Here is a 13,227-nt window from a genome sequence, read left to right on the forward strand (position 1 = left end):
CCTTCTCTGTGGACACTATTCAATTTCTATCACTTATTAGTTAGAATTTCTATCAACTCTTCGTCATTAAGTGATTTATTATCACTGAACCTAATTGAATTATCATAATAAGCCTCATAGTATTCAGGTGATAATAATGTCATATCTAAGATGTAGCTTTTATCTTTATCCTTTTGATAATTTGCTACTATCTCTGATTCTCGTAGTTCTTTCTGAGATTTTGGTGTACCATTAGTCCTTTGGTACTTTTCCATCAACTGCAAGTGTTGAAAAATTACTGAAATATATCTAGAAGGATTTACTAGAAATCTTTTACTTACAACAGACTTCGGAACTAAGATTAGAAGTTCCTCTACACCATTTTCATTAGGAGCAAGAACATACTGGCTTTCAAAGGTAGCCCACTCATGACTCTCAGAATCCCAACAATCAAAACGTTGTACTTCATTACTGATTTTTAAACCGTGTAATCGAGCTTGTTCTAAAGAATATAAAATCAATTCTTTTTTTAATAAACTTACTAACAAATCAGACAGCCTATCTTCTGAAAAACTCTTTACAAAAATCGGCATCGCTATAGGTGTCAGTAATTTTTCTTTGATTCTACCTACCGATTTATAGACATACCCAAAAAATTGATCAAGCATCTTCATTGAAACACCTGTCCCTTTGGAGTTACTCTCAGAATATCCAAAGTGGATAGCATTACATTCTTTAGAGTGTGAAAACAATTGAAATGCGCCTGCTTTATTACCTAAAGTGTACATTTTATAGACTGTATTTACAAAATCATTAACAATATTTCTAAAACCATCTGATAGCAACAATGGGTCTAAAAATAATTTAACATCCTTTGATGTATCTACATCAACAAAATCCAATCCTACTTGGATTGATTCTCTATTTAATAAGTTTGATATTCTTATAATATCTACCTCTTTTCTTAATTTTTTCTACAACTATTATTATATCAAATAAAATAAAAAAATCAATATCTTGTATATATTTATAACAAAATTTTAAATTTACACTATATATTGTATAAATTACTTAATTCGAGTCCGTAATTCTATTATTCTCTATATCTTGTGTTTTACAGTACTTAATAACAAACCCAAAATCACCCTTAGAATGTAGTCTAGGGGTGATTTTTTGCTTACAGATTAACATTTACATCCTAGACTACTATCTCGGATTTTGTTGAGTTCTTTCAGGAGTTGAGTTAGGTACTTTTTTATGGGTAGGCTATTCGAAACTTAAAACGTAACAAAATCTATTATTTCTTCATCGTTCGAAATTTAGTTTACTCCTAAATTTTATTCTTTACACTCCTTTGAAGATTAGAGGACGATTTTTCTTCCTACTTCAACGCACTTTTGACCTTTTTCTTCGTGATGATGCGGTCGTTTTTGTTGGCTAGGGATTTGAGTCTGGCTTCGAGCAGGATTTTTCGGCCTGCTTCGTTACGGGTATAGACGAGGTGATAACGTCCGATAGTTGGCCTCAGAAAGTCGAGGAATTTCTGTGCTTCTTCCTTGCGCTTGTCAAAAAGGCTAGGCACGGCATAGTAAGGTGATTGACCTTGTAGGACTTTCTCTGCCTTCAAGAGATAGCGCTGGTTATCCACTGGAGCAAAGAACTCTCCCACAGTCTGCGCAAACAGCTCCTTGTCCCTCATGCTTCCTCCCTTGAGATAGGCGAAAACTATATAATTTTCCTTGTCCTCCTCTACCTGAACACGGGATTGATCGTCCGTTAGATGCCCCGAATCTAGCAGAGCCTTTCGGATCTGCTCACCCAGAGATTGCAAACGTTTATAGGGACTCTTATAGCGGAGGTAGCGCCAAGATGCAAAGGCCAAAAAGAGGAGACATGCTGTCGTAAGCCACCAAACACCGATCAATCTCAATCTAAATAACAAGACCAACAAATCTACTGCCAACAAGAGCAATGACATGCGAACCCATTTTAATGCATCAAGCAAGAGCATGACTGGGACCTTCTGTTTTTGGGTTGCGACTTGTGTAACTATCTCAAATTGATCCGCTACAACAAGAGCATCCTGCCATTTTTGACGCAAGCCTGCTCGATCCTTGGAGAGACTCTTAACTCGCTCATTGTACTCACCAATTTGCTTTTTCTTAAAAGGGGGCTTTGGAAAATCCAAACGATCCAAACCGGTCTCAATACTCTCCTGATTATAGGCCAAGCCAAGAAAATGCTCCATCCGTCGCGACAAGGTCTGCAGATCCTGATTGCTCTCTGGTCTAGGCTCCTCACCAGGAAGAGTGATAAGTGCTTGCGCTTGAACGGCTACCAGATGCCAGATGTTGCTGGTCTTTTCTGGATGTCCCGGCCAGATACGAATGGCACGCCCACGCATCTGGTTACTCAGCATAAAGCTCCCCACAAAGCTTCCGAGGATTAGGGAATTAACACAAGGAGCATCCCAACCCTCTCCGAGGAGAGATTTGGTTCCGACTAGGACTTGAATCCGCCCTCGTTGAAAAAGCTCCGTCACTGCCGCCACGATTCCCTTAGCTGAGCTCGGAAAACCAACCTGCACATAATCTTTTGGATCCAAGTGACCAATAGATGAGAAACTAAGAGGAACCTGAGGCAAGAATTCCTTCAACTCTGCTGCCACATCGGTAGGCAAAATAACGACACTACCTGACAAGACAGCCAATGACACAGGTATTTCTTGCTCCTGAGCTTTTCGACGAATGCTTTCAAAATAAGGGAGAACCCCCAACTGAGAAATGGTTGCCTGATTATCTCCCAGATAGGTGGCAAAATCCTTGCGAATATAGTCAGCTAGTACTAACTGTCTCAGTTCCTGACCTAGACTCTCATACTCCGTCAAAAAGATATCGGCAATGGCAGACAACTTCCCTAGAGATTGGGTTAAAAGCTGGTCAGAAGCCTTAGACTTAACCAGATAAACCTGACGTTTTTCCACCAACCCACGCGCCTTCAAGTCAGCCTCTAACTTTTTCCTATATCCATCTGGATCCTCATACCAATCTGGTGTCTGATAGAGTATGCTCTGCAACAGCGTCTCCAACCAGTAGGAGGTCAATGTTGGAAGCCTCTGGGTTCCCAGTAAATTTTGCAAAGAGGGAGGAATCGTTAACCCCTGAGAATGCATATAAATCAACATAGCAGACAAGTACTTGGGATCTTCTAAAAGCAAATCAGATGAAATATCCCCTTTGAGGACCTTAGACCCTGCTACAAATGTTTGAAAATCAGGATCGACTATAAGGTGATGAATATAGTCCCACTTAGTCTCCTCAAACTGTTTGAGACGTTCCGCCTCTTCAGCTGTTGGTGAGCACATATAGACAAAATCCTGATGAGGGCAAAGAGTGTCTTCCTTGACTAGTTCAGGTACCGTGATTTCTTGATCGATCTCCCCGCACATTCGGATATAGCGTTCCCAGAGTTCAGGATCGCTGTCATATGGTGGTGTCGCTGTCAGGGAGATGAGTTTCAGCGGTCCATACTGCTTGCGAAAGGCTTCCAGACTTTTCCACCATTCATTGCGCAGGTGGTGGCATTCGTCCAAACAAAGAGTAGCAACTTTCTGAGCTCTTAGGCTTGCAAGCAAATCAAACCCCACAAAATCCTCTGCTTCTCCATCTTCTTGTGATTGAAGTTGGTTCATGGCACTATGAAAAGCCTGATAGGTCACAATCGTTAATACCTTCATCTCCTTTAAGTTTTGGGAAACGAGGTCTGAAAGCCTCTGACAATCCTCTAGAAAAGCAGTTTGTATTCTATCCACCCATTGTTCACGAATGGTTACAGTCGGAACTAAGATGAGGGCTGGGTTGCCAAAACGAGCGATTAGCTCGATACCAATGGTTGTCTTTCCAGACCCTGGAGCGGCCACTAGATGAACATGGCCGTCTGCTTGATAGTCCTGAAAACGATCCAAGACCTGTTTTTGATATTGGCGCCAGCTTCCTTTAAAGTTTAAACCTAACATGATACCCCTCATTCTATACCATCATTTTCTTATTCTCATTTTACCACACTTATTTCACCAGTCAGATAATCCAGATAGTTTTTCTCCATAAAATATGGTATAGTAGAATCATACTATCTATGAGGAGTTTACATGTCACAGGATAAGCAAATGAAAGCTGTTTCTCCCCTTCTACAGCAAGTCATCAATATTTCATCTATCGTTGGGGGAGTCGGCACCTTGATTTTCTGTATTTGGGCCTATCAGGCGGGTGTTTTACAATCCAAGGAAACCCTATCGGCCTTTATCCAGCAAGCTGGGGTTTGGGGACCACCACTCTTTATCTTTTTACAGATCCTACAAACCGTTGTTCCAATCATTCCGGGAGCTTTGACCTCAGTGGCTGGGGTCTTTATTTACGGCCACATCATCGGAACCATCTATAACTATATCGGAATCGTGATTGGCTGTGCCATTATCTTTTACCTCGTCCGTCTCTATGGAGCTGCCTTTGTCCAGTCCGTCGTCAGCAAGCGTACCTATGACAAATACATCGGTTGGCTAGATAAGGGCAATCGTTTCGAGCGGTTCTTTATCTTTATGATGATCTGGCCTGTCAGTCCAGCTGACTTTCTCTGCATGCTGGCTGCCCTCACCAAGATGACCTTCAAACGCTATATGATTATCATCGTTTTGACCAAGCCCTTTACCCTAGTGGTTTATACTTATGGTTTGACTTATATTATTGATTTCTTCTGGCAGATGTTTTGAGAATAGAAAATAGCCTGATACTAAATATACTTTGGTATGGAAATCATGCCTATTTTTCGATAGTGAATCGAGGACGTACCTAGCCTTTCCGCCGTGATAAAAACACCTGAAATTTAATGGTTTCAGGTGTTGGGAAACTTTGAGACATTAGGCTCAAAGTTTAGGTATGGAATTTCGAAGAAAGTCGCTACCGTCCGTCATCACTTAAGGAAAGGCTCAAAAACATTTTCGTCAAACAAAACATCCGTTTGGTTTCCCAAGCGGATTTTTTGTTTGTTTTATTTTGCGACACTCTTAGCAAGGACAAAGTTCCCAAGTGTGGCAGAACCATTTCCAGCAACTGCTGGAGTCACGATGTAGTCACGCACATCTGGTACTGGTAGGTATCCATTGAGAAGAGCTGTGAATTTCTCACGCACACGGTCCAGCATGTGTTGTTGGGCCATAACCCCACCACCAAAGACGATGACGTCTGGACGGAAAGTCACTGTAGCATTGACCGCAGCTTGAGCGATATAGTAGGCTTGGACGTCCCAGACAGAACTGTTGAGTTCGATGTTTTCACCACGAATCCCTGTACGAGCTTCAAGACTTGGACCAGCCGCAAAGCCTTCCAAACAGCCCTTGTGGAAAGGACAAACGCCATTAAATTCTTTTTCCTCGTCCATTGGGTGTTTGGCTACATAGTAGTGACCCATCTCAGGGTGACCGACACCACCGATAAACTCACCACGTTGGATAACACCTGCACCGATCCCTGTACCGATCGTGTAGTAAACCAAGTTTTCGATACGGCCACCAGCATTGTTACGAGCAACCACTTCACCATAGGCAGAGCTATTTACGTCCGTTGTGAAATACATGGGTACGTTGAGGGCGCGACGTAGGGCACCAAGTAGGTCTACATTTGCCCAGTGAGGTTTTGGAGTCGTTGTGATAAAACCATAGGTTTTTGAGTTTTTATCGATATCAATCGGACCAAAGGAACCGATGGCAAGACCTGCAAGATTATCGAATTTTGAAAAGAATTCGATGGTTTTATCGATGGTCTCGATAGGAGTTGTTGTAGGAAACTGTGTTTTTTCTACAATGTTAAAATCTTCATCTCCGACAGCACAGACAAACTTTGTACCGCCCGCTTCTAAGCTTCCATATAATTTTGTCATGATAAACCTCTTATCTTTGTTTTCTCTATTATAGCACATTTTAAAGGGCTAGATTTCTCAATATTTTAGATTTTCCTCTGTAAATTTTACCATTCAAGCAAAAACGAACAAACATGACATTTGTTCGTTTTTATGAATCTATTAAGCTTTAACTTCGATGATTGCATCACCCTTAGCAACTAATCCAGAAGCAACTGGATTTACTGAAGCAAATTCCGCAGTGTTTGTTACGATAACCATAGTTGTGTTATCCAGACCTGCAGCAGCAATCTTAGCTGAGTCAAATGTTCCAAGAACATCTCCAGCTTTAACCTTGTCACCTTGGGCAACTTTATGGTTGAATCCTTCACCGTTCATTGAAACAGTATCGATACCAACGTGAATTAAGATTTCAGCACCGTTAGCTGTTCTCAATCCATAAGCATGGCCAGTTGGGAAGACGATTGTTACTTCAGCATCAGCTGGTGCATAAACAACATCTTGGCTAGGTTTCACGGCGATACCTTGTCCCATAGCTCCACTTGAGAATACTGGGTCATTCACATTTGAAAGAGCAACAACGTCACCAACGATTGGTGTTTGGATAACACCTTCGCTAGGTGAAACCACAGTACCAGTTACTGCTTCTTCTGTTAAACGGTCAGTTTCAGCTTCAGAAATTGCTCCTGAAACTTCTTCTACTTCATCTTCGTAACCAAACATGTAAGTAAGAGCAAAACCAAGTACAAATGATACAGCTACCATAAGAAGGTATTGTAGAAGTTGTCCGTTACCAATGTAAAGCATTGTACCAGGGATGACTGTGATACCATTACCAGTACCAGCAAGTCCAAGGATAGATGCCAATCCACCACCGATTGCACCAGCAATCAATGAAAGGAAGAATGGTTTACGGAAACGCAAGTTAACCCCGAAGATAGCAGGCTCAGTAATACCTAGGAAGGCAGAAAGAGCAGCTGGGAAAGCAAGTGTTTTAAGTTTAGGATTTTTAGTTTTCACACCAACGGCTACTGTCGCAGCCCCTTGAGCTGTCATCGCTGCAGTGATGATGGCGTTGAATGGGTTAGCATGGTCAGCAGCAAGCAATTGAACTTCAAGCAAGTTGAAGATGTGATGAACACCTGATACGACGATTAATTGGTGAACTCCACCAATCAAGAAACCACCAAGTCCGAATGGCAAGTTAAGAATAGCTTTTGTTCCAATGAGGATGTAACTTTCAACAACGTGGAAGACTGGTCCGATAACAAACAATCCAAGGATTGACATTACAAGGAGTGTTACGAACGGTGTTACCAAGAGGTCAAGTACATCTGGAACAACTTTACGAACAGCTTTTTCAAATTTAGCTCCGACAACCCCGATGATGAAGGCTGGAAGAACTGAACCTTGCAAACCTACAACTGGGATAAATCCGAAGAACTGCATTGCAGTTACTTCACCACCAGAAGCAACAGCCCAGGCATTTGGAAGTGAGTCAGATACGAGCATCATACCAAGGACGATACCAACGGCTGGGTTACCACCGAATACGCGGAAGGTTGACCATACAACCAAACCTGGCAAGATGATGAAGGCTGTATCTGTGAGGATTTGGCTGTAAATGGTAACATCTTCTGGAAGTGTGATTCCAAGAGCGTTCAAGAGACCACGAAGACCCATGAAGAGACCTGTCGCTACGATAACTGGAATGATTGGTACAAAGACGTCACCGAAAGTACGGATAGCACGTTGGAACCAGTTTCCTTGTTTAGCAGCTTCTGCTTTCATATCTTCTTTAGAAGATGTTGGTAAACCAAGTGCAACCACTTCGTCGTACATCTTGTTTACTGTACCAGTCCCAAAGATGATTTGGTATTGGCCTGAGTTAAAGAAAGCCCCTTGAACTTTATCCAAGTTCTCAATCACTTCCTTCTTGATTTTTCCTTCATCTTTGACCATGACACGTAGACGAGTCGCGCAGTGGGCTACACTGTTGACATTTTCACGTCCACCAAGGGCTTCGATGACTTTTTTTGCAATATCCTGATTGTTCATTTGCAAAAATCTCCTTATATAAAATTTTGTAAAGTGTTTGAAAGCGATTTTATCCGCCCTACGACTATTATTTTATCATGTTTCCAAAATATGTCAAGCGTTTTGCAGGATTATTTATTTCCTTTCTTTTTTCTCTGATTATTTTTGCTCGTTTTTGATGGAAATTCTCTTTTTCCTCAAAAAAATATCTTTAACCTTGAGGAATCAAGGTTTTTATTTACATTTTCTTTCATTTTTTCGTGAAAATTTGTTAGATTTCCTTTGCTTGATTTATGGCAACCGTTTGACATATTTTTCTTTTTTTTAACATAAAAGACTTGCTTTTTTTGCCGAAAACGTTTACTATTAATAATAGAATAGAACTTATGGAGGAAAGATAAAATGGAATGGACAACTGAGCGTCGTTATAGACCCTATGAAGATTGGACGCAAGAAGAAATTCAACATATAAAGGAAAAGATGGCACAATCTCCCTGGCATACTCATTACCATGTTGAGCCAAAAACAGGACTTCTCAACGACCCAAATGGCTTTTCTTACTTTGATGGCAAGTGGATCCTCTTTTACCAAAACTTCCCCTTTGGTGCAGCCCACGGTTTAAAATCTTGGGCACAGCTAGAAAGTGATGATTTAGTGCACTTCACAGAAACTGGAGTCAAAGTTTTGCCAGATACTCCATTGGATAGTCACGGTGCCTACTCTGGTTCTGCCATGCAATTTGGCGATAACTTGTTCTTGTTTTATACAGGAAATGTCCGTGATGAAAACTGGATTCGTCACCCTTACCAGATTGGTGCTTTGATGGATAAAGATGGTAAGATTACGAAAATTGACAAAATCTTGATTGGCCAACCATCTGACTCTACTGACCACTTCCGCGACCCGCAAATTTTTAACTTCAAAGGTCAATACTATGCTATCGTCGGTGGACAGGATTTGGAGAAAAAAGGCTTCGTCCGTCTCTACAAGGCTGTTGACAACGACTACACAAACTGGCAAGCAGTTGGCGACCTTGACTTCGCTAACGATCGCACTGCCTACATGATGGAATGCCCAAATCTGGTCTTTGTAGGGGAGCAACCTGTCCTTCTCTACTGTCCACAAGGATTGGATAAAAAAGTTCTAGACTACGATAATATCTTTCCAAATATGTACAAAATCGGGGTTTCCTTTGATCCTAAAAACGCTAAAATGGTAGATGTGTCTCAACTTCATAATCTAGACTATGGTTTCGAAGCCTATGCAACTCAAGCCTTCAACGCTCCTGACGGACGTGCACTAGCAGTAAGTTGGCTTGGGTTACCAGATGTAGCCTACCCATCTGATCGATTTGATTATCAAGGTGCCCTCTCACTGGTTAAGGAACTGACCATCAAAGATGGTAAACTCTACCAATACCCTATCGCAGCTATCAAAGAACTTCGTTCTTCTGAAGAGGTCTTCTCAAATCGTACTCAAACCAACAACACCTATGAACTCGAGCTCAACTTGGAGGCCAATAGCCAGAGCGAGATTATCTTACTTGCTGATCAAGAAGGCAAGGGACTTTCCATCAACTTTGACCTTGTAAACGGTCAAGTGACAGTAGATCGTAGTCAGGCTGGTGAGCAGTATGCCCAAGAATTTGGTACAACTCGTTCTTGCCCTATCAATAACCAAGCTACTACTGCCACTATCTTCATCGACAAGTCAGTCTTTGAAATTTTCATCAATAAAGGAGAAAAAGTATTTTCTGGTCGTGTCTTCCCACATGCGGACCAAAATGGGATCCTCATCAAATCTGGAAATCCAACCGGAACTTACTATGAATTAGATTATGGTCGCAAAACTAACTGATGTCGCAAAACTTGCAGGCGTCAGCCCTACTACCGTCTCACGGGTCATCAATAAAAAGGGTTATCTATCTGAGAAAACCATTCAAAAGGTTAATGAAGCCATGCGAGAACTAGGCTACAAGCCCAACAATCTGGCTCGAAGTCTCCAAGGAAAATCTGCCAAGTTAATTGGACTTATTTTTCCTAACATCAGTCATGTCTTTTATGCGGAGTTGATCGACAAGTTGGAACACCAGCTCTTCAAAAATGGCTACAAGACCATCATCTGTAACAGCGAACACGACTCTGAAAAAGAACGAGAGTACATTGAAATGCTGGAGGCCAACCAGGTCGATGGTATCATTTCTGGAAGTCACAACTTGGGAATCGAAGACTACAATCGTGTGACAGCACCGATCATTTCCTTTGACCGAAACTTGTCTCCAGACATCCCTGTCGTCTCCTCTGATAACTACGGTGGCGGGGTCCTCGCCGCCCAGACTTTGGTCAAAACAGGCGCCCAGTCTATCATCATGATTACAGGAAATGATAACTCGAATTCACCTACTGGACTGCGCCATGCTGGATTTGCCTCTGTTCTCCCGAAAGCACCTATTATCAATGTTTCGAGTGACTTTTCTCCCGTCAGAAAGGAAATGGAAATCAAGAATATCTTGACTCATCAGAAACCAGATGCTATCTTTGCTTCAGATGATCTGACAGCTATTCTGGTGATCAAAATCGCTCAGGAACTAGGTATCTCTGTTCCTGATGAGCTCAAGGTCATCGGCTATGATGGGACTTACTTTATTGAGAACTACTATCCTCACCTGACAACGATTAAGCAACCTATGAAAGAGATTGCCCAACTCACTGTCGATCTCCTCTTGCAGAAGATTGAAGGCAAAGAGGTCGCGACAACTGGTTACTTCTTACCAGTCACCCTATTACCTGGAAAAAGTATTTAAGTACAAAAAACTCAGACGAATTCGTCTGAGTTTTTTATGATCTTAAGTTTTCAAGATAGCGCTGGGCTGTCTCTAAGTTAAAGGTTTTATCTGCGATGAGGCGCTCAACGAGGGGAGCTACCTCGGACTCACTAGCACCAGCTAGGAGAGCTAAGGATTTGGCCTGCAATTTCATGTGGCCTTGCTGGATGCCCGTACTCACCAAGGCTTTTAGAGCCGCAAAGTTTTGGGCAAGACCGATGGACACGATAATCTGAGCTAATTCCTTGGCAGAAGGATTTCCTAGTAGTTCATGACTGAGGGCTACACGTGGGTTGAGTCCGATAGAGCCACCCTTAGTAGCTACTGGCATGGGTAGTGTCATCTCACCAACCAATTCTTCTCTTTCCGTGTCCAGCGTCCATTGACTAAGACCTTGATAGCGTCCATCTCGACTGGCAAAGGCATGGGCTCCAGCTTCGATGGCACGCCAGTCATTACCAGTGGCAATCAAAATGGCATCAATACCATTAAAAATCCCTTTATTATGGGTAGCCGCTCGGTAGGGATCAGCCTGCGCAAACTGGCTAGCCAAGGCTATTTTCTCTGCTATTTCTCTGGATTCATCCTTTTGTCGGCTCAAGTAGCGAAAGGCGATACGACAGCTTGCAGTCACCAGAGAATCGGTCGCGTAGTTGGACAAGATCCCCATAAGGCTCTGTCCCTGACTGAGTTCTTCTAAGACTGGTTTCAAAGCTTCCAGCATGGTGTTGAGCATATTGGCTCCCATGGCTTCCTGGGTATCGGCATGAAGATAAACAACGAGAAAATTCGTTTCACCTTTGATCTGCTCTACATGCAAATCACGCGCCCCACCTCCACGTTTGACGATAGAAGGATAGGCTTGATTGGCAAGTTCCAAGAGTTCAGCTTTCTTGCTGGCAATCTTCTCTTGCGCTTGTTCAGGTTCAACAACTTGATAAAGGGCTACCTGACCGATCATCTGGCGCTCATGTACTTGAGCAGTAAAGCCACCTGCTCGCTTGATGATTTTGCTGGCATAGCTAGCCGCAGCAACCACGGACGGTTCTTCTGTCACATAGGGAACTGTGTAGTCCTGACCATTCACCAAAAGTTCTGGAATGATCGAATAAGGCAGAGAAAAAGTTCCTACCACATTTTCACTCAGCTGGTCTGCAATAGCCAAGCTGACTTGTTCATCCTGCTCCAGACTCGTTTGCTTTTCAGGACTAAGGAGCGCCTGAGCTCGCAATAACTCAAGGCGCTCATGGTATGATTTTTTAGAAAATCCATTCCAACTTATCTTCATTATTTCTCAACCTTGCTATAGCGGCGTTGGTGGTCGACAATCTCCACCAAGGCATAGTCTTGATGTTCATAAGCTGCAAATTGAGCTGAGCCAGACTCATCCAACTGCAATTCTTCGAAGAAGACTTTTTCATAGTCTGCAACTGACAATGCTGTACGTTGCTTGAGTTTGCTCAAGCGGTCCTTATCAAGGTAAGCTTCATAGTCTTCGACCAGCTCTCCACTAAAGAACTCTGAAACCGCCCCACTTCCGTAACTGTAGAGGGCAATTTTATCTCCAGCCTTCAAAGTCTCTGCATTTTCCAAAAGAGAGAGAAGGCCGAGGAAGAGGGAACCTGTGTAGATATTCCCAATCATCTGACTGTAGAGGATGGACTTATCAAAATTTTCTTGCAAACTATCCTGTTTTTCTTTAGACAAAGTTTTGTCCATCATCTTGCGCAAGCCTTTTAGGGCCAACTTAGGATAAGGCAAGTGGAAGCAGATAGCCACAAAGTCATCCATAGTCCAATCGTAGCGCTTCTTGTATTCATCCCAAGTTGTCGTGAGACTGTCCAGATACTGCTGGGTTGAATAAACACCATTGACATAAGGAGTCGTTGAATAATTTGGACGCCAGAAATCCATGATGTCGCGCGTTTGAGCAACATTATCATTGTTAAAGGCCATGATGCGCGGATTCTGGGTGATTAGCATCGCTACACTTCCAGCACCCTGAGTTGGTTCACCTGGAGTTCCTACACCATACTTGGCAATATCACTGGCAATGACCAAAACCTTAGACTCTGGAGAATTTTCCACATGCAATTTAGCATAATGAAGGGCAGCTGTCGCTCCATAGCAGGCTTCTTTGATTTCAAAGCTACGGGCGAAAGGCTGAATGCCTAATAGGCCATGAACAAAGACTGCCGCTGCCTTACTCTGGTCAATTCCTGACTCGGTCGCCACAATGACCATGTCGATTTCTTCTTTTTCTTTATCTGTGAGGATAGAGTTGCTTGCACTAGCTGCCAAGGTAACAATGTCCTCAGTCAGTGGCGCAATACTAATTTCATTTAACAAGAGTCCCTTGCTAAATTTTTCGGGGTCAACTCCCCTCACTTCTGCTAAGTCTTGTAATTTCAAGACATATTGACTGGTCGCAAAACCAATCTTATCAATACCGATTGTCATATTTACCTCTGTTTTTT

The 13,227-nt window shown here is 42.5% G+C and carries 9 protein-coding genes; 3 read left to right on the forward strand and 6 right to left on the reverse strand.

The window, feature by feature from the left end; all coding sequences use genetic code 11:
• Positions 1-29: 29 nt before the first annotated feature.
• Both M1F65_RS05230 and M1F65_RS05235 read right to left on the reverse strand, forming a co-directional pair.
• Complete coding sequence (locus tag M1F65_RS05230) at positions 30-881, reverse strand: hypothetical protein (protein WP_042902791.1); 852 nt, start codon at positions 879-881, stop codon at positions 30-32.
• Between the two features lie 479 nt (positions 882-1,360).
• Entirely contained in the window at positions 1,361-3,994 is a 2,634-nt protein-coding gene (locus M1F65_RS05235; RefSeq protein ID WP_247925597.1) for a DEAD/DEAH box helicase family protein, read from the reverse strand.
• 132 nt (positions 3,995-4,126) lie between these two features.
• Between M1F65_RS05235 and M1F65_RS05240 the strand changes: the two genes are divergently transcribed.
• The gene (locus M1F65_RS05240) at positions 4,127-4,744 is read left to right on the forward strand and encodes a TVP38/TMEM64 family protein (RefSeq protein WP_000076177.1); all 618 of its coding nucleotides are present in this window, start codon (positions 4,127-4,129) and stop codon (positions 4,742-4,744) included.
• Between the two features lie 278 nt (positions 4,745-5,022).
• Here M1F65_RS05240 and scrK read toward each other — a convergent pair whose 3' ends face one another.
• On the reverse strand, positions 5,023-5,910 hold the full coding sequence (scrK, locus tag M1F65_RS05245; RefSeq protein WP_247925598.1) for a fructokinase ScrK: 888 nt from the start codon (positions 5,908-5,910) through the stop codon (positions 5,023-5,025).
• A gap of 141 nt (positions 5,911-6,051) precedes the next feature.
• Complete coding sequence (locus M1F65_RS05250) at positions 6,052-7,947, reverse strand: sucrose-specific PTS transporter subunit IIBC (RefSeq protein ID WP_247925599.1); 1,896 nt, start codon at positions 7,945-7,947, stop codon at positions 6,052-6,054.
• Positions 7,948-8,328: 381 nt separating this feature from the next.
• Here M1F65_RS05250 and M1F65_RS05255 point away from each other — a divergent pair, with 381 nt between their 5' ends.
• On the forward strand, positions 8,329-9,783 hold the full coding sequence (locus M1F65_RS05255) for a sucrose-6-phosphate hydrolase (RefSeq protein ID WP_084910723.1): 1,455 nt from the start codon (positions 8,329-8,331) through the stop codon (positions 9,781-9,783).
• Entirely contained in the window at positions 9,764-10,729 is a 966-nt protein-coding gene (locus M1F65_RS05260) for a LacI family DNA-binding transcriptional regulator (RefSeq protein WP_049479116.1), read from the forward strand. Before M1F65_RS05255 ends, M1F65_RS05260 begins: the two co-directional genes overlap by 20 nt.
• A gap of 34 nt (positions 10,730-10,763) precedes the next feature.
• Here the strand turns inward: M1F65_RS05260 and M1F65_RS05265 are convergent, their stop codons facing one another.
• Both M1F65_RS05265 and M1F65_RS05270 read right to left on the reverse strand, forming a co-directional pair.
• On the reverse strand, positions 10,764-12,038 hold the full coding sequence (locus M1F65_RS05265; RefSeq protein ID WP_247925600.1) for a hydroxymethylglutaryl-CoA reductase, degradative: 1,275 nt from the start codon (positions 12,036-12,038) through the stop codon (positions 10,764-10,766).
• On the reverse strand, positions 12,038-13,210 hold the full coding sequence (locus tag M1F65_RS05270; protein ID WP_025171798.1) for a hydroxymethylglutaryl-CoA synthase: 1,173 nt from the start codon (positions 13,208-13,210) through the stop codon (positions 12,038-12,040). The genes M1F65_RS05265 and M1F65_RS05270 overlap by 1 nt, the downstream gene beginning before the upstream one ends.
• Positions 13,211-13,227 lie beyond the last annotated feature (17 nt).

The organism is Streptococcus oralis (genome assembly GCF_023109195.1).
In the GTDB taxonomy this organism is placed as follows: domain Bacteria; phylum Bacillota; class Bacilli; order Lactobacillales; family Streptococcaceae; genus Streptococcus; species Streptococcus oralis_BV.